General features: G+C 69.5%; 18 protein-coding genes. 12 read left to right on the top strand and 6 right to left on the bottom strand.

Features of this window, described 5'->3' with window-relative positions:
- Positions 1 to 182: 182 nt before the first annotated feature.
- Positions 183 to 806, top strand: a complete 624-nt coding sequence (locus DIE17_RS18440; protein ID WP_124486609.1) for an alpha/beta hydrolase — start codon at positions 183 to 185, stop codon at positions 804 to 806.
- A 54-nt stretch (positions 807 to 860) separates the two neighbouring features.
- On the opposite strand, the gene DIE17_RS18435 is transcribed toward DIE17_RS18440, so the two are convergent.
- Both DIE17_RS18435 and DIE17_RS18430 read right to left on the bottom strand, forming a co-directional pair.
- On the bottom strand, positions 861 to 2,981 hold the full coding sequence (locus DIE17_RS18435) for a phosphocholine-specific phospholipase C (RefSeq protein WP_124520627.1): 2,121 nt from the start codon (positions 2,979 to 2,981) through the stop codon (positions 861 to 863).
- A 57-nt stretch (positions 2,982 to 3,038) separates the two neighbouring features.
- The gene (locus DIE17_RS18430; protein WP_124520629.1) at positions 3,039 to 3,323 is read right to left on the bottom strand and encodes a hypothetical protein; all 285 of its coding nucleotides are present in this window, start codon (positions 3,321 to 3,323) and stop codon (positions 3,039 to 3,041) included.
- A gap of 559 nt (positions 3,324 to 3,882) precedes the next feature.
- On the opposite strand from DIE17_RS18430, the gene DIE17_RS18425 reads away from it, so the two are divergent.
- Genes DIE17_RS18425 through DIE17_RS18415 form a run of 3 tightly spaced genes read left to right on the top strand, consistent with a single transcriptional unit; the run spans position 3,883 to position 7,876 of the window.
- Positions 3,883 to 4,635, top strand: coding sequence for a (2Fe-2S)-binding protein (locus tag DIE17_RS18425; protein ID WP_124520630.1), 753 nt, complete (start codon positions 3,883 to 3,885; stop codon positions 4,633 to 4,635).
- A 17-nt stretch (positions 4,636 to 4,652) separates the two neighbouring features.
- Entirely contained in the window at positions 4,653 to 5,654 is a 1,002-nt protein-coding gene (locus DIE17_RS18420) for a xanthine dehydrogenase family protein subunit M (protein ID WP_124520631.1), read from the top strand.
- A complete protein-coding gene (locus DIE17_RS18415; protein WP_124520633.1) occupies positions 5,651 to 7,876 on the top strand; it encodes a xanthine dehydrogenase family protein molybdopterin-binding subunit in 2,226 nt (741 codons plus the stop codon). Before DIE17_RS18420 ends, DIE17_RS18415 begins: the two co-directional genes overlap by 4 nt.
- Positions 7,877 to 7,891: 15 nt before the next feature.
- On the opposite strand, the gene DIE17_RS18410 is transcribed toward DIE17_RS18415, so the two are convergent.
- On the bottom strand, positions 7,892 to 8,812 hold the full coding sequence (locus tag DIE17_RS18410) for a LysR substrate-binding domain-containing protein (RefSeq protein WP_124486603.1): 921 nt from the start codon (positions 8,810 to 8,812) through the stop codon (positions 7,892 to 7,894).
- A 111-nt stretch (positions 8,813 to 8,923) separates the two neighbouring features.
- Between DIE17_RS18410 and DIE17_RS18405 the strand changes: the two genes are divergently transcribed.
- Both DIE17_RS18405 and DIE17_RS18400 read left to right on the top strand, forming a co-directional pair.
- Positions 8,924 to 9,562, top strand: a complete 639-nt coding sequence (locus tag DIE17_RS18405; RefSeq protein ID WP_124520634.1) for a glutathione S-transferase family protein — start codon at positions 8,924 to 8,926, stop codon at positions 9,560 to 9,562.
- A gap of 305 nt (positions 9,563 to 9,867) precedes the next feature.
- Positions 9,868 to 12,069, top strand: coding sequence for a TonB-dependent receptor (locus DIE17_RS18400; RefSeq protein ID WP_124520635.1), 2,202 nt, complete (start codon positions 9,868 to 9,870; stop codon positions 12,067 to 12,069).
- Between the two features lie 55 nt (positions 12,070 to 12,124).
- On the opposite strand, the gene DIE17_RS18395 is transcribed toward DIE17_RS18400, so the two are convergent.
- Entirely contained in the window at positions 12,125 to 13,399 is a 1,275-nt protein-coding gene (locus tag DIE17_RS18395) for an MFS transporter (protein WP_124520637.1), read from the bottom strand.
- 107 nt (positions 13,400 to 13,506) lie between these two features.
- On the opposite strand from DIE17_RS18395, the gene DIE17_RS18390 reads away from it, so the two are divergent.
- The 3 genes from DIE17_RS18390 to DIE17_RS18380 all read left to right on the top strand — a co-directional run bounded on the left by DIE17_RS18390 (position 13,507) and on the right by DIE17_RS18380 (position 15,254).
- Entirely contained in the window at positions 13,507 to 14,550 is a 1,044-nt protein-coding gene (locus DIE17_RS18390) for a LysR substrate-binding domain-containing protein (protein WP_124520639.1), read from the top strand.
- A gap of 96 nt (positions 14,551 to 14,646) precedes the next feature.
- Entirely contained in the window at positions 14,647 to 14,874 is a 228-nt protein-coding gene (locus tag DIE17_RS18385) for a type II toxin-antitoxin system Phd/YefM family antitoxin (RefSeq protein WP_124486598.1), read from the top strand.
- Positions 14,874 to 15,254: a type II toxin-antitoxin system VapC family toxin gene (locus tag DIE17_RS18380; protein ID WP_014895868.1), complete on the top strand. Its 381-nt coding sequence runs from the start codon at positions 14,874 to 14,876 to the stop codon at positions 15,252 to 15,254. Before DIE17_RS18385 ends, DIE17_RS18380 begins: the two co-directional genes overlap by 1 nt.
- Before the next feature lie 21 nt (positions 15,255 to 15,275).
- Here DIE17_RS18380 and dapA read toward each other — a convergent pair whose 3' ends face one another.
- Positions 15,276 to 16,169, bottom strand: coding sequence for a 4-hydroxy-tetrahydrodipicolinate synthase (dapA, locus tag DIE17_RS18375; RefSeq protein WP_124520640.1), 894 nt, complete (start codon positions 16,167 to 16,169; stop codon positions 15,276 to 15,278).
- Positions 16,170 to 16,622: 453 nt separating this feature from the next.
- Here dapA and DIE17_RS18365 point away from each other — a divergent pair, with 453 nt between their 5' ends.
- Complete coding sequence (locus DIE17_RS18365) at positions 16,623 to 17,642, top strand: sulfate ABC transporter substrate-binding protein (RefSeq protein WP_044846167.1); 1,020 nt, start codon at positions 16,623 to 16,625, stop codon at positions 17,640 to 17,642.
- Between the two features lie 193 nt (positions 17,643 to 17,835).
- Complete coding sequence (locus DIE17_RS18360) at positions 17,836 to 18,804, top strand: ion channel (RefSeq protein WP_124486595.1); 969 nt, start codon at positions 17,836 to 17,838, stop codon at positions 18,802 to 18,804.
- Positions 18,805 to 18,878: 74 nt separating this feature from the next.
- Here the strand turns inward: DIE17_RS18360 and DIE17_RS18355 are convergent, their stop codons facing one another.
- Positions 18,879 to 19,493 (bottom strand): glutathione S-transferase family protein, encoded by a 615-nt coding sequence (locus DIE17_RS18355; protein WP_044846169.1) that lies wholly within the window; start codon positions 19,491 to 19,493, stop codon positions 18,879 to 18,881.
- 465 nt (positions 19,494 to 19,958) lie between these two features.
- Between DIE17_RS18355 and DIE17_RS18350 the strand changes: the two genes are divergently transcribed.
- A complete protein-coding gene (locus DIE17_RS18350; RefSeq protein ID WP_124520641.1) occupies positions 19,959 to 20,516 on the top strand; it encodes a sugar O-acetyltransferase in 558 nt (185 codons plus the stop codon).
- The last annotated feature ends 328 nt before the right edge of the window (positions 20,517 to 20,844 follow it).

The raw sequence follows: 20,844 nt of genomic DNA, 5'->3' as shown, positions 1-20,844 counted from the left end.
ATTCTACGGTTTCGCGGCGCATTGCGCCGCCGCGAGGCCGCCGGCCCGCACCGCGAGGCCCGCGCCGGCGGTCGCCCGGCTACCGTCCCGCGCAAAAGCAAAGCACAAAATATTGGTTCGGCCGCCGCGCACGCCACGCCACAATCGAACCTCGTCTCCAAGCAAAGCAAGCGAGGGCAATCATGCGCGCATGCAGCAAATCGGCGTGGCCGCCGCGGCTCGTGACCGTTCCGGGCCTGCACGGCAGCGAAGGCGCCCACTGGCAGACCTGGCTGGAGCGGCAGTTCCCGCGTGCGCTGCGGGTCGAGCAGGCCGACTGGGACGCCCCCGATCTCGCGCGCTGGGCGCAGTCCGTGCGCGTGCTGCTCGAACGCGAGCGCGGCCCGTTCGTGCTGGCCGCGCACAGCTTCGGCTGCCTCGCGGCCGCGCATGCGCTCGCGCAATGGCCGCAGGAGGCCGACGTCGCGGGCGTGCTGCTCGTCGCGCCCGCCAGTCCGAAGAAATTCACGTTCGCGGGGCCGTTCGACGCGCGCCGGCTCGCGGTGCCGTCGATCGTGATCGGCAGCGAAACCGACCCGTGGATGCCGCTCGCCGATGCGCGCACGCTCGCGCAGCGGCTCGGCAGCGCATTCGTGAACCTCGGCGACGCGGGGCACATCAACACCGCGGCCGGCTTCGGGCCGTGGCCGCGCGCGAAGTACTTCATCGACACGCTGGTGCACTGCGCGGCGCCGCTGCGCTTTCGCGACGCGGACGACGGCTTCGACGTCGCGCCCGTCGAGCGCGCGCTCGCGCACGCGATCTGAGATTCGACGGCACGCGCCGCGCGGCCGACGCCGCGCGCCGTCGTGCCGCCGCGCTTACGGCGCGGAGACCGGGCGCACCGCGGCCGGATCCGAGTAGCTCGACCGGCCGTTCTCGACGTGGCCCGCGAAGCGGCGCGAGAACGTGCCGTTCACGCCGTCGCTCACCGTCACGTCATACCAGTGGTGGCTCGACGCGAGCGCCCATTGCTCGACGCGTTCGTCGCCGCCGTGCAGGGTCACCTGGCGCGCGGGCGTGCCGTACGCGTTGTCGGTCAGCGTCAGCGTCACGTGACCGCTGCCGTGGTTGCGCAGCTTCAGGTACAGGTTGCCGTTCGCGATGTCGTAGCCGGCTTTCACCTCCGGCTGCGCCTGGTTGCGCCGGCGCGCCGTCGCGGCCGACACGTTGCCCGCGAACATCCGCACGAAGCCGTTCGGCCCGTACACCGAGAACGCATACGCGCCGTTCGTCTCCGTCACGTCGAAGTCCGCGTGCAGCACGCGGCGCGCGCCGACCGTGTAGCGCCACGGGCCGTCGGTGCGGTTGGTCGCGTACACCTGGAAGTGCGCGCCCTGGTTGCCGCGGTTCGCGAACTCGATGCGCAGCGTGTTGCCGCCGTAGAGGCTCGCGTTCACGTGCAGTTCGTACGGCAGCGCGCGCGCCGGGCGCACGCCGGGTTCCTGCGGGTCGATCGGCGACGGCGTCGCGGGCACGCTCGGCGCGGGTTGCGACGTGCATTGCTGGTCGGCGATCGAGCGGTACTGGCTCGTATCGGGCAGCGTCGGGAACGTCGCGTCGGACGAGCGGAAGTCGAACGCGGCGGTCAGATCGCCGCAGACGGTCCGGCGCCACGGCGTGATGTTCGGCTCGTCGACGCCGAAGCGCTCGCCGATGAAGCGGATCACCGACGTGTGGTCGAATACCTGTGAGCACACGAAGCCGCCCTTCGACCACGGCGACACGACCGTCATCGGCACGCGCGGCCCGAGGCCGTACGGCAGCCCGTCGGCCGTGTAGCTGCCGCCGCGGCCGGGATTCACGACCGTATGCAGCTCGCCGTCGGTGGTCACGGTCGATGCGCCCTGCGCGGCCGAGGTCGGCGGCTGCGGCGGCACGACGTGATCGAAGAAGCCGTCGTTTTCGTCGTACATGATGAACAGCACCGTCTTCGCCCACACGTCCGGGTTCGACGTCAGCGCGTCGAGGATCTGCGACGTGTAGTTCGCGCCGTACGCCGGCGTGTATTTCGGATGCTCGGAGAACACGGCGGGCGGCAGCAGCCACGACACCTGCGGCAGCCGGTCGTTGATCACGTCGTCCTTCAGGTTGTCGAGCGTGCGCACCGTCTGCGCGCGCTGGTACAGCGACGAGCCCGGCTTCGCGTTGATGAAGTTCGTGAAGTTCTGCAGGATGTTCGTGCCGTAGTTGCCGTTGTACGGATCGGCCCACGTGAGCCCCTGCTGGTAGATCTGCCACGACACGCCGCGCGCCTCGAGCCGTTCGGGGAAGGTCGTCCACGACAGCAGCTGGTACGCGGGCGGCAGGTCGCCGTCGACGTAGTCGGCGTTGTCGAGCAACGGGCCGCCGAACTTGCCGGTCGGGTCGACCGTGCCCGTCATCAGGTACGAACGGTTCGGATGCGTCGGCCCCGGCAGCGAGCAGAAGTAGTTGTCGCACACGGTGAACGCATCGGCGAGCGCGTAATGGAACGGGATGTCCTCGCGCACGTGATAGCCCATCGTCATGTCGGTCTTGTTCGCGGGCCACTGGTCGTAGCGGCCGCCGTCGATCGCCGCGTGGGTCTTCGCCCACGAGTGGTCGAGCGCGCCCAGGCACTGCGCGCTGGTCGTCTTCGTGTCGAGCCGGAACGGCAGCACGGGCTTCGCCGGGTCTTCCTTCGACGGCTGGTACCACACCGGCTTGCCGTTCGGCAGCGGAATCGGGAAGCGGTCGTTGTAGCCGCGCACGCCGCGCAGGTGTCCGAAGTAATGGTCGAACGAGCGGTTCTCCTGCATGAACACGACGATGTGCTGGACATCGCGGATCGTGCCGGTGCCGCGCGCGGCCGGAATCGCGAGCGCGCGGCGGATCGATTCGGGGAACGCGTTGAGCGCGACGGCCGCGCCCGCCGACTGTGCGACGGTATGCAGGAAACGGCGGCGGCTGGATGACGTCATGTTATTTCACCTCGGTTCTGCGATCGGGGACTGGGGACACCAACAGGAACGGCGGGATCAGTGCGGCGACGACGCGGCGATGGCGGACGCGCCCGCGTTCGTCGCGGGCTTCGCGTCGTCGTCATCGTCGGGCGGGTAGTGGACGACGGGCGGCGCGAGCGGCGCGGCATCGGACGCGGCGGCTTTCGCGCCCGAGCCGCTGTTGAACGCGCTCGCGGCGCCGGACGATGCGCCGGCCTGTTGCGAGGCGTCGGTCGCGTGCGCGTCGTGCGGCGCGTCGTCGCTGCAGGCGGCGGCGAATGCGGCGGCACATAGAACGACGACGAGGGCAACACGACGCATCACTTCTCTCCTGGCAGGCGGATCGGGAAACGTTTTCGAGTATGCCCGTGCGATGCGACGATTCGGTGAATCGTTTGCGACCGGCGCGTGATCGCGAACGGCTTTCGTGATGCTGACCGTATGCTTTCACGGCGGCGGAGCCGGGTCGACCCGCCGAATTTTCATGGCGGATGTAGTGGCCGCGCGCATTTACACGCGCGTGCAACGCGACGAACCATGCACGCGATGCGACGTGTCGTGCACGGCGTTGCGGACGCCTTTGGCCAGCGTCGGTCGATGTGTCGCCCGCGCCACTGCCGAATGCGTGTTTTTTACCGCATCGACAGCCGACGGTCAGCCACGCGCCAGCGTAGCGGCACGCACGTGACAGGAGCGGTAACCGATACCTGCGTGCGGTCCGTTCGCAACGCATGAACGCAATCTGCCCGGCGCAGGCGAAGACCCGTGTCGGCTTGCGGCACCGGAATTGCTCGCAGCGCCGATGCACGCGCTGTCCCGCGCGGCCAACCGGGCACGGGCGGCGTATCCGCATCCATCAACCAGGGAGCGAGCAGAAGCCATGTCAAGCGATCGACCCATCCCCCCGTCCACCGAGCCCGCGAGCGATGCTGCCCCGTCGCCGCTCGCGGCCGGCCATGCGGCGTCGCCGCCGTTACCGCACGATACGCCCTCCAGCGCCGCACGGCGCCGCTTTCTGCAATCGGCGGCGGCCGCGACCGTCGGCGCCGCATCGCACGTTCATCCGCAGCAGCCGCACACGACATTCACGCCTGCGGCGACACATCGCGATATGGTCCCGGCGCAGCCCGTGCGGCTCGACATCAACGGGCGCGAATACACGCTGCAGCTCGAACCGCGCGTCACGCTGCTCGACGCGCTGCGCGAATACGCGGGCCTCACCGGCACGAAGAAGGGCTGCGACCGCGGGCAATGCGGCGCGTGCACGGTGCTCGTCGACGGGCGGCGCATCAACGCGTGCCTGACGCTCGCGGTGATGCACGAAGGCGAGCGGATCACGACCGTCGAGGGGCTCGCGCGCGGCGGCGTGCTGAGCCCGATGCAGCGTGCGTTCGTCGATCACGATGCATTCCAGTGCGGCTACTGCACGCCCGGCCAGCTGTGTTCTGCGACCGCGCTGCTCGACGAGTTTTCGGCGGGCGCGGCGAGCGCCGTCACCGACGACGTGCGACGCCGGCCCGCACAACTGTCGGACGACGAGATCCGCGAGCGCATGAGCGGCAATCTGTGCCGCTGCGGTGCGTACCCGAACATCGTCGCCGCCGTGCGCGCCGCGCACGCGGCGAACGGCTAGCGCGGGAGGACCCGGCCATGGAAGCGATCTCCTACGAACGGGCAACCGACGTCGCGGGCGCCGTGCGGGCGGCGCAGCGGCCGGGCGCGGCCTTCATCGGCGGCGGCACGAACCTGCTGGACCTGATGAAGGGCGGCGTCGCGCGGCCCGTCACGCTCATCGACATCACGCGTATCGCGGGCCTCGATACGGTCGACGCGTTGCCGGATGGCGGACTGCGAATCGGTGCGCTCATGCGCAACAGCGATGCGGCCGCTCATCCGCGTATCCGCGCGGACTATCCGCTGCTGTCGCAGGCGCTGCTCGCCGGCGCGTCCGCGCAATTGCGCAACATGGCGACCGTCGGCGGCAACCTGATGCAGCGCACGCGCTGCCCGTATTTCTACGATCCCGCGTTCGCGCAATGCAACAAGCGCGAGCCGGGCAGCGGCTGCGCGGCGATCGGCGGGCACAACCGGATGCACGCGATTCTCGGCGCCAGCCAGCAGTGCGTCGCGGTGAACCCGTCGGACATGAGCGTCGCGCTCGCGGCGCTCGACGCGGTCGTACAGGTGAGCGGCCCACGCGGCGCGCGGCAGATTCCGTTCGCGTCGTTTCACCGGTTGCCCGGCGATCGGCCCGACCTCGACACGACGCTCGAACCGGGCGAACTGATTACGTCGGTGGATCTGCCGCCGCCGCGCTTTGCGGACCATGCGCACTACCTGAAGGTGCGCGACCGCGCGAGTTACGCGTTCGCGCTGGTCGCGGTGGCCGCCGCGTTGCGGCTGGACGGTGCGCAGGTGACGGAGGCGCGCATCGCGCTCGGCGGCGTGGCGCACAAGCCGCTGCGTGCGACGGCCGCGGAACGGCATCTCGTCGGCCGCGCGCCAACCGATGCGGCGCTGCGCGAGGCGGCTGCGCTCGCGTTGCGCGACGCGCGGCCGCTCGACGGCAATCGATTCAAGGTCGCGCTCGCGCAGCGCGCGATCGTCCGTGCGGTGCATGCGGCCGCTGGCACGACGGGAGATGCGGCATGAACACGGTGACCGGACAGCCGCTCGACCGTGTCGACGGCGTACTCAAAGTGACGGGCGGCGCGCGCTATGCGGCCGAATTCGCCGATACGTGCCTCGCGCACGCGGTGCTCGTGACGAGCACGATCGCATCGGGGCGCATCGAATCGATTGACGCGGCACGCGCACGCGCGATGCCCGGCGTGCTGTTCGTGATGACGCACGAGAACGCGATGCGGTTGCCCAACGGCGGCCGCACGCCGCTGTCGCCGCCGGCCGGGCGCCGGCTCACGCTGTTGCAGGACGACACGGTGCGCTACAGCAACGAACCTGTCGCGGTCGTCGTCGCCGAAACGCTCGAGCAGGCGACCGACGCCGCGAATGCGGTGCAGGTGCGCTATCGCGCGAGCGATGCCACGCTCGATTTCGCGCGCGCGAAGCGCGGCGCGCGCGTGCCGCCGAAGCAGCAGGGGCGCGCGATGGACACGCAGCGCGGCGACGTCGATGCAGGCCTGCGCGAGGGCGCGGTGCGCATCGACGCCACCTACACGACGCCGATGCAGCATCACAACCCGCTCGAGCCGCACGCGACGATGGCGCACTGGGACGGCCCGACGCTTACGCTGCACGACGCGACGCAGGGCGTGTCGGGCGCCAGCACGGCGGTGGCCGCGGTGTTCGGCATCGCGCCGGAGCAGGTGCGCGTGATCTCGCCGTTCCTCGGCGGCGGCTTCGGCTGCAAGGGATCGTCGTGGTCGCACGTGTCGTTGTGCGCGATGGCCGCGCGACAGGTGGGCCGCCCGGTGCGCCTTGCGCTGACGCGGCCGCAGATGTTCGGCCCGGTCGGCGGCCGCCCGTTCACCGAGCAGCGCGTCGTGCTGGCCGCGCGCGCCGACGGCACGCTGACCGCGCTGCGCCACGACTCGATCGTCACCACGTCGACGTTCGAGGACTGGACGGAGATGTGCGGGATGCCGTCGCGGATCATGTATGCGGTGCCGAACCAGGCGACCACGCACCGGATCGTGTCGCTGAACGTCGGCACGCCGACGTTCATGCGCGCGCCCGGCGAGGCGTCCGGTTCGTTCGCGCTGGAATCGGCGATGGACGAGCTCGCGTGGCGGCTCGGCATGGATCCGGTCGCGCTGCGGCTCGCGAATTACGCGGAAGTCGATCCGGAGGACGGGAAGCCGTGGTCGAGCAACAAGCTGCGCGAGTGCTACCAGGCCGGCGCGCAACGCTTCGGCTGGTCGCGGCGCACCGGCGGGCCGCGCACGATGCGCGACGGCGACACGCTGGTCGGTCTCGGGATGGCCGCCGCGACGTACCCGGCGAATCGCAGCGAGGCGTCTGCGCGTGCGCGCATCCTGCCGGACGGCACGGCCGAAGTCGCGTCGGGCACGCAGGACATCGGCACCGGCACCTACACGGTCATGACGCAGGTCGCCGCCGATGCGCTCGGCTTCGCGCTGCAGAACGTGCGCTTCGTGCTCGGCGATTCGAGCCTGCCGCGCGCGCCGGTGTCGGGCGGCTCGCAATCGGCGGCGAGCGTCGCGCCGGCCGTGCGCGACGCCGCGCTGCGGGCGCGCGCGATGCTGATCGCGCTGGCGGTCGCCGATCGGGGCTCGCCGCTGCACGGCGTCGCGGCGGACGACGTGACGGTCGACGACGGCTGGCTCGTGCATCGCGGCGAAACGTCGCGGCGCGATCCGGCCGCCGCGGTGATCGCGCGGGCGGGCGGACGGCCGCTCGAAGCGCAGGCGACCGCGAAGCCGGGTGACGAGAAGTCGCGCTATGCATCTCATTCGTTCGGCGCGGTGTTCGCCGAAGTACACGTCGATGCCGAACTCGGCACGATCCGGGTGCCGCGCATCGTCGGCGTGTACAGCGTCGGCAGCCTGCTGAATGCGAAGACCGCACGCAGCCAGCTGATCGGCGGGATGGTGTGGGGGCTCGGCACCGCGCTCGAGGAAGGCTCGTTCCTCGACGTGCGGCATGGCCGCTTCACGAATGCGAACCTCGCCGAATATCACGTACCCGTGAATGCGGATATCGGCGATCTCGACGTGAGCTTCGTCGACGAGCACGACACGCATTTCAACCCGCTCGGCATCCGCGGCATCGGCGAAATAGGGATCACGGGCGTGCCGGCGGCGATCGCGAATGCGATCTATCACGCAACGGGCGTGCGCGTGCGCGATCTGCCGATCACGCTCGACAAGGTGGCGATGCCGACGCGCGCGTGAGCGTCAGCCGCAGCGTCAGCGGCGCGGCGTTCTGCGCCGCGCTTCGCTGCGCAGCCAGTCGAGCCACGTGCGGATCGCCGCTTCCTGCGGATGGCCGGGGCGCCATACGACGTAGTGCGCATACACGTCGGTCACGCGCACCGTCGATACGCGCACGAGCGTGCCGTCCGCGAGCTCGGGCTCGATCAGCGAGCGGCGCGCGAGTGCGACGCCGCGCCCTTTCAGCGTCGCGTCGATCAGCGCATTCGCATCGGTGAAACGCGGCGCGCGAGCGGATTCGGTGAGGTCGAGCCGCGCAGCCTGGAGCCACGGTTCCCATGGCTGCGCGGGATGGCGCAGCAACGTCGCGCGCACGAGATCGGCCGGCACGCGCGGCGCGATGCCGTCGCGATTGCGGTACGCGGGGCTCGCGACCGGGAAGATCGTCTCGTTCATCAGCTTTTCGGCGACGACGCCCGGCCAGCTGCCGGGCCCGTAGCGCAGCGCGACGTCGATGCGGTCGCGCTTGCGCAGCGGCGCGAGCGCCACGTCCGGGTGCAGCGCGATCGCGATGTGCGGATGCGCGGCCGTGAAGCGCGGCAGGCGTGGTGCGAGCCAGCGCTCGGCGACACTTGGCAGCACGCTGACGTTCAGCGTCACGTCGCAGGTACGCGGGCGGCTGCGTACGGCGAGCGCCGGCTCGAACGCGCGTTCGAGCACGCTCAGGCCCTGGCGCACCTGTAGCGCGAGCGCATGCGCGGCATGCGTTGGCGTTGCGCCGTTGCGTTCGCGCGTGAAGAGCGGGTAGCCGAGCTGCGCCTCGAGCGCGCGGATGTGCTGGCTGACGGCGCCTTGCGTGAGCGCAAGCGCATCGGCCGCGCGCGTGAAGCTCTGCAGCCGCACGGCGGCTTCGAACGCACGCAGCGTCTGGAGCGGGGGGAGGTGGATGCGTCGCATGCGGGTATTAGTAACACTAATGCTCAAGCACGACAATTCTTCGTTTGCCGAGCATCGGGATGCGTTCCTACACTCGGTTCCGTCTTCCACAGCGCCGTCGGGCCACACACCATGAACGCATATCGTCTCTATCTTTCGCCGGGCGCCTGCTCGCTCGCCGCTCATATCGCGCTGGAGGAAACCGGCGCGCCGTTCGACGTCGAGATCGTCTCGGTGCAGAAGCAGCAGAACCTCGAGGCGCCCTATCTGGCGATCAACGCGAAGGCGCGCGTGCCCGTGCTCGCGATTCCGGGCGAGCCGAGCGTGCTGACCGAAACGCCTGCGATCCTCACGTATCTCGCGCACCGCTATCCGGACGCGCAATTGCTGCCGCTCGGCGAACCGCTGCGCGAGGCGCGGTGTCATGAATGGCTCGCCTGGCTGGTCGGCTGGGTGCACGGCGTCGGCTACGGCGCGTTGTGGCGGCCGGGCCGCTTCATCGGCGATCCGGCGCTGCACGGCGCGGTCAGCGCACACGGGCGCGGCACGATCGAAGCCGCGAACGCTTCGATCGAGGCCACGCTCGCCGATGGCCGAACGTGGGCTGAACCGGGTGCGCATTCGATCGTCGATCCGTTCCTGTTGGTGCTGTATCGCTGGGGTGTCGCGATCGGACTCGACATGACGCAGCATGCGGCGTGGACAGCCCACGCGCAGCGCGAGGCCGAGCGGCCGGCCGCGCGGCGCGCGCTGGCGCGCGAGGCGGCCTGACGAATGCGCGGGCGCCGTGGGGCGTGCTGCGCCGCCCGCGTGTGACGAACGGCTGCCATTTCATGGTGCCGCGCATCGGTGGCGTGTACAGCGTCGGCGGCCTCCTGAACGCGAAGACCGCACGCAGCCAGCTGTCGCACGCTTCGTGCGAATGATCGAGACGCCACACTGTGTCATGCTGGCCTGCGCCATGCCCGCGTCGTTCGACGATTAATTCGGATCCCGAAGTTCGTACGTGTCCAATTGCCACGTCGACTCCATTCCTATTGAATGAGAACCATTCTCGTTAATGGGGTGGAGTGAACATGAGTCGTTGCATTCTGTCGAGCGCGACGCCGCCGCGTCGCGCGACCGCGTCCGTTGCGTTCGCGATGGTGACCTGTGCCGCCGCGCCTGCGTGCGCGGAAGAGGACGAGCCGCGCCACGCGCCGCACCTGAGCCCGATCTTCGTCCACGGCAATCGCGACGCCGGTACGCGCGTCGACCGGTCGGGTTCCGCCAAATACGCGACGCCGCTGCTCGACGTGCCGCAGACGATCACCGTCGTGCCACGCGCGGTGCTCGACGAACAGCAGGCGCTGAGCCTGCGCGACGCGCTGTCGAACGTCGCGGGCATCACGTTCAACGCGGGAGAAGGCGGCGGCGGGTCGGGCGACATGTTCAATATCCGCGGCTTCGGCGCGAACGCGAACCTGCAGCTCGACGGGTTGCGCGACAGTGCGCAGAACAATCGCAGCGACCTGTTCAACATCGAGGCGGTCGAGGTGATCAAGGGGCCGAACTCGGTATTCGGCGGCGCGGGCACGACGGGCGGCTCGGTGAACCTGATCAGCAAGACGCCGAAAGCCGGCGCGCTCACGGAGGCCGGCACGATGCTCGGTACGTCCGGCTACCGCCGCGTGACGCTCGATGCGAACCGGCCGGTGCCCGGCACCGAAGGCCGGGCCGCGTTCCGCCTGAACGCGATGGCGCATGTGAACGACGTGCCGGGCCGCAACGACATCCGCAAGCGCCGCTGGGGCGTCGCGCCGTCGCTCGCGTTTGGCCTCGGCACGCCGACGCGCGTCACGCTCGGCTATTTTCACCAGTACGACAACAACCTGCCCGACTACGGGCTGCCTGCGCACAACGGCCAGGTGCTGGCGGGCATGTCGCGCGACCGCTATTTCGGCTGGCGCAATCTGGATCGCGAACGGATCGCTGCGGATGCCGTCACCGTGAAGGCCGAGCACGACGTGTCGTCCGGCCTGAAGGTGCAGAACCTGAGCCGCTACGCGCACCTGAATCGCGATACGGTGATTTCGGGAGCGCGCGTGAGCCTGGAAGGGCTGCCGCCCGGGCGTTACAAGCCGGCCGGGCCGCAAGGCTACGGCCGCGACGCGTCGACCGCGATGTGGGCGAACCAGACGAACGTGACGAGCACGTTCACGACGTTCGGCGTCGGGCATACGCTCGTCACGGGCTTCGAGATCTCGCGCGAAACGTACGGCCGCACGACCTATTCGTACGGGCTCAACCGGTTCTACCCGGCCGACGGCTTTGCGCTCGCGGCGCCGCCCGGCGTGTGGCGCGGCCCGGCGCAGCGCGAGGACAGTGCCCGCCAGGACACCGCGCTGGTCGTGAAGGCGCTGTACGCGTTCGACACGATCTCGGTCGGCCGCTACTGGGACATCGACGTCGGGCTGCGGCACGACTGGATCGACGACTGGGCGGAAGGGGCCGCGGCCGGCAAGCCCGCCGAGCGCGCGGACAGTTCCGACCGTCACCTGAGCACGCGCGCGGGGCTCGTGTTCAAGCCGACCGACAACGGTCGCGCGTATTTCGCGTACGGCACGTCGTTCAACCCGTCCGCCGAATTTCTCGCGACCTCCGGCTCCGGCGTGAGCGCGGCGACCGCAGCGCTCGCGCCCGAGACGAACGAGAGTTTGGAGCTCGGCGCGAAATGGGAGGGGCTCGCGGGCGTCGCGCTGAACGGCGCGCTGTTCCAGACCGAAAAGAACAACGCACGCGAACGCATGGCCGACGGCAGCTACGCGCTCGTGGGCCGGCAGCGCGTTCGCGGCATCGAGCTCGGGGCCGCCGGCAAGGTGACGCCGCAGTGGGACGTGTTCGCCAACTACACGTATCTCGCGAGCGTCACGCTCAGTTCACCGGCCACGCCGCGCCGCGACGGACAGGCGCTCGGCAACACGCCGCGGCACGCGTTCAACCTGTGGACGACCTATCGGTTGCCGGCCGGCTGGACGGTCGGCTACGGTTCGCACTTCGTCGGCCGGCGCAACGTGACGTCGCAAGGCGACGGCAAGCTCGGCGCGTACTGGGTGCACAACCTGATGGCGTCGTACGACGTGAGCCGCAGGCTGCGCTTCCAGCTGAACGTCGACAACCTGTTCGATCGCGCCTATGTCGAACGTGTGCGGCAGGTGGCGGGAAACGCATCGCAATCGTCGGCCGTCGAGTTCGGCGACGGCCGCTCGGCGATGCTGTCGGCCGTGTACAAGTTCTGAATGCCGCGCCATGCGGTCGGCAGGACGGGCGTCGCCGCTGGCGCCCGCTTGCTGGCTAGCGGGCAAACAACGGGTACGTTGCCGCCGCGATCAGCGCGGTCGCGAGCCACACCACGCTCCACGAGCTGACGGCGAGCAGCGGCGGAATCGCGAGCGGCGTCGCGAACAGCCCGAGATAGACGACCGTGTTCGCCATCCCGAGGGCGGTGCCTGCGTGGTTCGCGCCCGCGAGCGTCGCGAGTTCGGTGTACGCGACACCGTGCCAGGCCGACACGCAGATGCCGGCGAACACGAGGATCGCGACGATCGCGGCGAGCGGCACGTGCGGGCTGCCGGCGGTCGCGGCCGCGAGCAGCGCGAACGATCCGGACGCGACGCAGACCGACCCGCGCAGGTACGCACGCCGGTTGCCGTGCCGGTCGGTATGGCGGCCGCTCCACACGCGCATCACCATCGCGCCCAACTGCAGCGCGACCATCGCCGCGCTGATGCCGGCGAGGCCGAGCCGGCCGAAATCGTGCAGGAACACGGTCGCGAACGTGAGTACCGCGAACTGCGGTGCACACAGCGCGCCGATGCCGAGCACGATGCGCCAGACGCGGCCGCTCGCGAGCGGACTGCGCGCGGGCGCGGCCGGCGATTGGTGCCCGACGGCGCGGTTCGCGTCGGCGGGCGCGGTGGCCGCCGCGTCGGGCGGTTCGTGCAGCCAGCGCCACGTGAGCGCGGCCGATCCGGCACACAGCAGCATCAGCGCGCCGTACACCGCGGCGAAGCCCGCACGCGACGCGAGCGACGGCAGCAGCGCCGCGCCGACGCCGCCGCCGAGCGGCACGGCCGTCTGGCGGATGCTCATCGCGAGCCCGCGTTCGCGCTCGCCGAACCAGCGCATCACCGCGCGTCCGCTCGAGCCGTTCACGCTGCCGCCGAGCAGGCCGACGCAGCACATCGCAGCGACGACGCGCATGAGCGGCGGCACCGCGTGCGTGGCCGGGACGATCGTGGCCACCATCAGCGCCAGCATCGCGGCGGTCGCGACGAGGCCGGTGAGCAGTACGCGACGATCGCCGAAGCGGTCGGCGGCGATCCCCCACGGCAGTTCGGACAGTGCGACGCCGAAGCCGAGCGCGCCGAGCACGAGGCCCAGCGCGCCGTTGTCGAGGTGATAGGCCGAGCGCATCCACACGGCGGTGGTCGGAATGCCCGCCGCGGCGGCGGAAAAGCTCATGTTCGCGGCGACGCCGGCCGCGAGCACGCGCCAGCGATGGGCCGGGCCGCGCGCGTCGCGCGCTGGCAAGGACGAGGACGGGGATGCTAGGCAGGAGGTATCCATGGCGACAGGGCCCGTGTGGAAATTGACATCGCCAGTGTGGCGGCCTACATTCATCCTGAAAATCGGAAAGTTTTTGATGAATCGTTCGATAAAACGGGATGATTGAGATGTCCGGACAAGACCCTGCCCACGGCGAGGTGTCGCTCGTGGCACCCGACGCCACGCTGGCCCGGCCGAACTTCGACGTCGCGGCGCTGCGCAGCCTGGTCGCGGGTGTGGATCTCGGCAGCTTCGCGAAGGCCGCCGATCGCGTCGCGCGTTCGTCGTCGGCGGTGAGCGCGCAGATCCGCAAGCTCGAGGAACAGGCCGGCACGCCGCTGTTCGTGAAGGCCGGCCGCGGGCTCGCGCTGACCGACGCCGGCGACGCGATGCTGCGCTATGCGCGGCGGATGATCGAACTGAACGACGAAGCGGCCGCGGCCGTGCGCGGCGTGAATCTCGACGGCTGGGTGCGGGTCGGCCTTCAGGAGGACTTCGGCGAAGCGATCCTGCCCGACGTGCTCGGGCGTTTCGCGCGTGCGCACCCGAAGGTGAGGATCGAGGCGCGCGTCGCACGCAATGCCGAGTTGCTCGAGCGGCTCGACGCGAACCAGCTCGATCTCGCGCTCGTGTGGGGCGACCCGGCGTCGGCGGCGCTGGTGTCGCGCGCGGGCATCGACAGCGACGCGATCGCGCAGGTGCCGATGCAGTGGATCGCGGGTGGCGCGAGCGGTTTCGGCGTGCCGGACGCCGACGGACCGGCGGATGCGGTCGACGACGGCGCCGCGCGTCTGCGTGCGATGCACGCATCGGGCGAGCCGTTGCCGCTCGTCGTGTTCGACCGGCCGTGCCGCTTCTTCGGCGCGGCGACCGATGCGCTCGACCGTGCGGGCGTGCCGTGGCGCGTCGCGTTCACGACGCCGAGCCTGGCCGGGCTGTGGGCGGCGGCGGCGGCCGGCCTCGGGCTGACCGTGCGCTCGCACTACGGGCTGCCCGCGTCGGTGCGTGTGCTCGACGCGGCGTCGTCCGGGCTGCCGGCACTGCCGGGCCTGCCGCTGATGCTGCTGCGGCGGACGTCGTCGGCGACGCCGACCGTCGAGCGGCTCGCGCGGATCGTCACGCAGGCGGTGCGGGACGCGACGCGAGGGGACGCGGGGGCGCTGGCGGCGTGATGGCGATCGACGCGCCTGCGCCCGGCTGGGCGTTCGGCCTATTGGAGGGACGGGGCGAATGTCGTGACAATGGTGGATCACTCAACGGAGGCCATCATGCAAGTTGCCACTGTCCCGGAAGCCGCGCTCGATCTTCAGCGGCTTCTCGATGCCGCGATCGCCGGCGAACGCGTCGTGATCATGCAGGACGGCAAGCAGTCGGTCCGGCTCGTGCCGCTCAAGCCGATTCATCATTACGGGCTCCTCGAGGGGCAGATATGGATCGCGGACGACTTCGACGCACCGCTTCCCGATGATTTGCTGGATGCGTTCGAAGGAAAGTGATGCGGCTGCTATTCGATACGCACATCTTTCTCTGGATGTGGGCCAATGATCCGAAATTGAGCGCTCGCGCGCGCAATCTGATTGCCGAAGCCGACGAGGTGTTCATCAGCAGCGCGAGCATCTGGGAAGTCGCGATCAAGGCCGGGACGGGAAAGCTGGACGTGGATGTGGACCGGATGGTCGAAGCGATTGCGATGAGCCGATATCGGGAGCTGCCGGTTCGGGCCGCGCACGGCGCGGCCGTGCGCTATCTGCCCCACTACCATCGCGATCCGTTCGACCGCTTGCTGGTCGCGCAGGCCTGGTCCGAACCGATGCTGCTCATCACCGCCGACGGCCATCTTGCGCAGTATGGCGCGTCGCGGATTCTGACGGTCTGAAACAGTTTTCGAAGCGAAATCCTACGCTGCCGCGACCGTCTGCGCCGACGCCTCCAGCGCCGCGCACAGCTTGCCGAGCCTCTCCCGCAACCCCGCGCTCGCCGGCACGAACGGCAACCGCAGCCCGTCCTCGCACCACCCCTGCGCAGCCAGCACCGCCTTCACCGGCGCCGGATTCGGCTCGGCGAACAGCGCCGCGACGAGCGGCTGCAGCGCGACCGACAGCCGTCGCGCGTCGGCGAGCCGGCCGTCGCGCAGGAGCGCGTGGATGCGCACGTGCCATTCGGGCAGCACGTGCGCGCTGCTGGCGATCGCGCCATGCGCGCCGGCACACAGCGCGGCGAAGTTCTGGTTGTCGTCGCCGGAGAGAATTGCGAGCGGCGTCTCGTGCACGAGACGGCTCATCCGTTCGAGCGTCCCGCCGCATTCCTTGATGCCCGCGACGCGCGGATCGCGCGCGAGCGCCTGCAGCGTCTCCAGTTCGACGTTCACGCCGGTGCGATACGGGATGTTGTAGACGAGGACCGGCAGGTCGGCCGCCTCGACGATCGCCTCAATGTGGCGGCGGATCCCGTCTTGCGTCGGCCGAACGTAGACGGGCGGCGTGACGAGCAGCCCGTCGGGCCGCAGCGCGGCGAGTTCGCGTGCGCGGGCGGCTGCGAAGTGCGTCGCGCTCGCGGTGAGGCCGACGACGATCGGCAGGTCGGGCACCGCATCGCGCAGCGTCGCGAACACGGCGTCCTGTTCGCGCGCGTCGAGCAGCACGCCTTCACCGGTCGTCGCGCCCGCGACGAACCCGGCGACGCCCACCGCCGCATAGTGACGCGCGAGCCGCGCGAGCGCGCCGTGGTCGACCTCGCCGTCGTGGAACGGCGTGACGAGCGGCAGCCAGATACCTTCGAAACGTGTGTACATGCAAAGCCTCATGGTGGAAACGGAGTGGGAAGGAACCGTTCCGCCGGCGGGGTGCCGGAGCGAGGCGTGCGAGCAAGGAGAAAGAAACGACCTGCGGGCATCCCGTCCGGCATTCGCCTGACGGGACGCGACGCCCCCGTCAGTCGAGGTGTCGTTTTTTCAGTTTCAGCCCGGCCGCGCGCGCGCCTGCCGCGATGGCGGCAAGGATCGACGGCGAACGCGGGGCAACGGACATGGATGAACCGTGAAAGGGGCTGAACGGCGATCTTAACACCGGATCCGGCGCGTACGCGAGCGACGCGCCCCTACTTAGCAGAATTCGAGATTTGCTTTCCACGACAGATTGGAAAGTGCGTCGCGCCCGGCCGTTAAAATGCCCGCTTACGTTTCGATGACAGCGCGTACGCGTGCCGTCACGCATATCCACCACCACTGGAAACGGGGCATATCACGATGGCAAGCATCAAGGGGATCGGCCGCTGGCTGCACACGGGCGCCGCGGCGGCGCTGGTCGTGGCGGCCACGGCCGCGCATGCGGACACGTCGATCCTGAACGTGTCGTACGACGTGACGCGCGAGCTGTACAAGGACATCAACACGAGCTTCGCCGCCGCCTACAAGCAGCAGACGGGTGAAACGGTGACGATCAAGCAGTCGCACGGCGCGTCGAGCGCGCAGGCGCTGTCGGTGTTGCAGGGGCTGCAGGCCGACGTCGTGACGATGAACCAGCCGAACGACATCGACCTGCTCGCCGAGCGCGGCCAGCTGCTGCCGAAGGATTGGCGCGCGCGCTTCCCCGACGGCAGCTCGCCGTACTCGACGACGATGGTGTTCCTCGTGCGCAAGGGCAATCCGAAGGCGATCAAGGACTGGAGCGATCTCGCGAAGCCGGGCGTGCAGGTGATCATCGCGAACCCGAAGACGTCGGGCAACGGCCGCTACGCGTACCTCGCCGCGTGGGGCTACCAGAAGCAGAAAGGCGCGACCGACCAGCAGGCGCTCGACTTCGAGAAGGCGATCTTCCGCAACGTGCCGGTGCTGGACTCGGGCGGCCGCGGCGCGACGACGACCTTCACGCAGCGCGGCATCGGCGACGTGCTCGTCACGTTCGAGAACGAAGTCGCGCTGATGGACACCGGCGCGTCGGGAGCGGAATTCGACGCCGTGTATCCGTCGGCGAGCATCCTCGCGGAGCCGCCCGTCGCCGTCGTCGACAAGGTCGTCGACAAGAAGGGCACGCGCAAGGTCGCGCAGGCGTATCTCGACTACCTGTACACGCCGCAGGCGCAGGAGATCATCGCGCAGCACCATCTGCGCCCGCGCGACGCGACCGTGCTGAAGAAGCATGCGGCCGAGTTCAAGCCGCTGAAGACGTTCAGCGTCGAGCAGGTTTTCGGCAGCTGGGCGAATGCGCAGAAGACCCACTTCGCCGACGGCGGCACGTTCGACCGCGTGATCGTCGACCGCAAGTAAGTTCGGCGGCAGGCGGCAGGCCGCAAGCCCCAGGCCGCGCCGCGAGCACGCCGAACGACCGCGAAGCCGGCCGCCCATGCGGCCGGCTTTTTTTCGCGCCGCACGCGCAAGGCCCGCTCCGCATCGCTGCGCATTCCCGGCCGCCGCCCGCGCGTGCTACGCTCATCGCCTCCTTGCTCCAGGCCCTCGCGAGATGAACGTCGATTCGTCCTCCCCAGCCTCCCGCGGCCGCGGCCGCAAGATCTGGTCGGGCACCCGCCCCGTGATCGCGTACGGGATGCCGCCGCTCGGCTGGCGCGACCTCTATCACCGCGCGCTGACGGTGAGCTGGCCCGTATTCTTCCTGTCGCTCGCGGTGCTGTTTCTGCTGCTCAACGGCGGCTTCGCGACGCTCTACCTGCTCGGCCACGCGCCGATCGCGAACCAGTCGCCGGCCGGGTTCGCCGGCGCGTTCTTCTTCAGCGTCGAGACACTCGCGACGGTCGGTTATGGCGACATGCATCCGCAGACCGTCTACGCGCACGTCGTCTCGACCTTCGAGATCTTCATCGGGATGTCGGGCATCGCGCTCGCGACCGGCCTCGTGTTCGCGCGCTTCTCGCGGCCGCAGGCGAAGATCCTGTTCGCACGTTACGCGATCGTGCGGCCGCTGAACGGGCGGATGACGCTGATGGTGCGCGCCGCGAATGCGCGCCAGAACGTGATCGCCGAAGCGCAGGCGAAACTGCGGCTGATGCGCGTCGAAGGCACGCACGAGGGTTATATGCTGCGCAAGATCCACGACTTGCCGCTCGTGCGCAACGAGCATCCGATCTTCCTGCTCGGCTGGAACCTGATGCACGTGATCGACGAAACGAGCCCGCTGTTCGGCGAGACGGCCGAGTCGCTCGCCGCGCGCGACGCGTCGCTGCTGATCACGATCGAGGGCTCCGACGAGACGACCGCGCAAGTCATGCAGGCGCGCTACTCATGGACGCATGCGGAGATCCGCTGGCGTCATCGCTATGTCGACCTGATGCACGACGAAGGCGGCATCACGCACATCGACTACACGCATTTTCACGAAGTCGTGCCGGTCGACACCGATACGGACGAGCGCGGCTCGCCGGGCGTGGTGGTCGAGGCCGGCACGGCCGCGCAGACGCCCGGGCCGGCTGCATGACGGCCGTGAACGGTGCGAACGGGCGCCGGCCTTCGGGCGCGGTCGCCGCGACGGAAGGCCGTGCCGTTCACGCGTCACGCATGCAGCAGGCGCGCCGCTTCGCGCTGTTCGACCGCGACCGCGCGGCGATGGCCGTCGCGATCCTCGGCGCGCGCGACGTAGTCGCCGAGCACGCCTTCGTGCGGCAGCAGGTGCGCGTCGAACGCGATCTTCAGCGTGCTGGCGAGCAGCAGGTCGGCCGCGGTGAAATGATCGCCGACGAGCCAGCGGCTGTGGGCGAGCGTTTGCGCGAGCGCACGCTGCACGCGCGTGATGTTGCCCCAGCCGAAGGCGACCGGATTGCCCGACGCGCCGGTGAATTTCTCGGCCATCGCCGGCTCGAGGCAGGTGGGCGTGAAGAACATCCACTGCAGGAAGCGGCCGCGCAGCGGATCGTCCGGTGCAATGCCGAGCCCGGCGCCCGGGCAGCGATCGGCGAGATAGAGCAGCACGGCGCCGGATTCGGCGAACGGTTCGCTGCCGTCGTCGAGCGCGGGTAGCTTGGCCATCGGATTGACCTGGACGAACGCGTCGCTGCCCTGTTCGTGCGATCGCAAGTCGATCGGCACGAGCTCGTAGACGGCGCCGATTTCCTCCAGCATCCACAGTGCCCGGAATGCCCGGGTCTTCGGCCAGTAGTAGAGCTTCATCGCGCCTCCGCGTATGGGTGTGCGTGTCGGGTCGGTGGATGCTCAAGCGTACCCGAGCGGGAGAGGTTCGGACAGGGGCGGACGGCGAGAATGGCGGAGCCTGGCGTGGGCGCGTGTCGTGCGTGTCCGGGCGGATGCGGGCGGGTAGGGAATTTCCCGCAAAGCCTGGTATGGCGGAAGTTCATGAATTAACTAGTCATGAAACAACTAGTTTGAGATTGACGTATGCGTGCTCGGCTGCAGCGGTCACGACCCTGCTGTTCCGCTGGCTTTGCAGCAGCGTCGGCGGCTGCCCGCACGAGTCCGGTCGATGGCCGTCGGCGGGGCGCGAAACGAGGAAACCGGGTGACCCTGCGCGGGTCGACCGACTGACTGAATTCAAGGCGATGCGATCGTATTCGACGAGCCAGGCGCTGCGTGATGCGCGGCGTTGCCGGTTCGATCGCGCACGGAGAACGGCAACGAATGGCGAACGACGATCGCACCACGATCATTCCCCGGCGCACGCCGGAATCGGCCGCGATGCGCGCCGAGCTCGGGCGGACGATGGCGATCACCGCGCGGCTCAACCGTCTGACGTTCGACGATGCGCACGACGTCCGGACATTGTTCGGAGAACTGATCGGAAGGGCGGTGGACGACGGTTTTCTGCTGATCCCGCCGTTTTATGCGACGGGCGGCGCCGATACGCGGATCGGCCGCAACGTGTTCATCAACCAGAACTGCACGTTCTATGACCTCGGCGGCCTCGACATCGGCGACGACGTGATGATCGGGCCGAACGTCAGTCTCATCACGTCGGGCCATCCGGTCGAGCCGTCCCGCCGGCGCGACGCCGTCGTCGCCCGGCCGATCGTGATCGGGAGCAACGTGTGGATCGGCGCGGGTGCGACGATCATCGGCGGCGTGACGGTCGGCGAGAACTCGGTTGTCGGCGCGGGTGCCGTCGTGACGCGCGACGTTCCGCCGAATACGCTGGTTGGCGGAAACCCGGCGCGGATCATCCGTTCGATTGCCGAATGACCGCGCTTGCGGGCGCCGTCCGCTTCGGCGCGGATGTGGACAACCGGGTTTCCGCCCACTCGAAATGCTGTGGATTCGAACGGTGAGCGTGCGTCCGGAGGCCGAATTTGCGGGGCTTTCCGGCATCCGGCGCCGATCGCGGGCAGGTGCGTGAACCGACGTTGCCGCAGCGCCCGCGATGAATTTTTTCGCCGCGTCGGTTGTGGATATCCCGGCCTCGAAACCACTCGGCAGACTGTGCATTTCACCGGTGAGTGCGACCGGATGCGGCCGGATGCGCGATGCAGGGTGTGGACAACCGGGAATCGCGACGAAGAAAAATGCTGTG

The sequence above is a fragment of the Burkholderia sp. Bp9099 genome, assembly GCF_003857805.1.
GTDB lineage: Bacteria > Pseudomonadota > Gammaproteobacteria > Burkholderiales > Burkholderiaceae > Burkholderia.
Note: the sequence above shows the minus strand (reverse complement) of the source record. Positions and strands in the feature narration are given on the sequence as shown.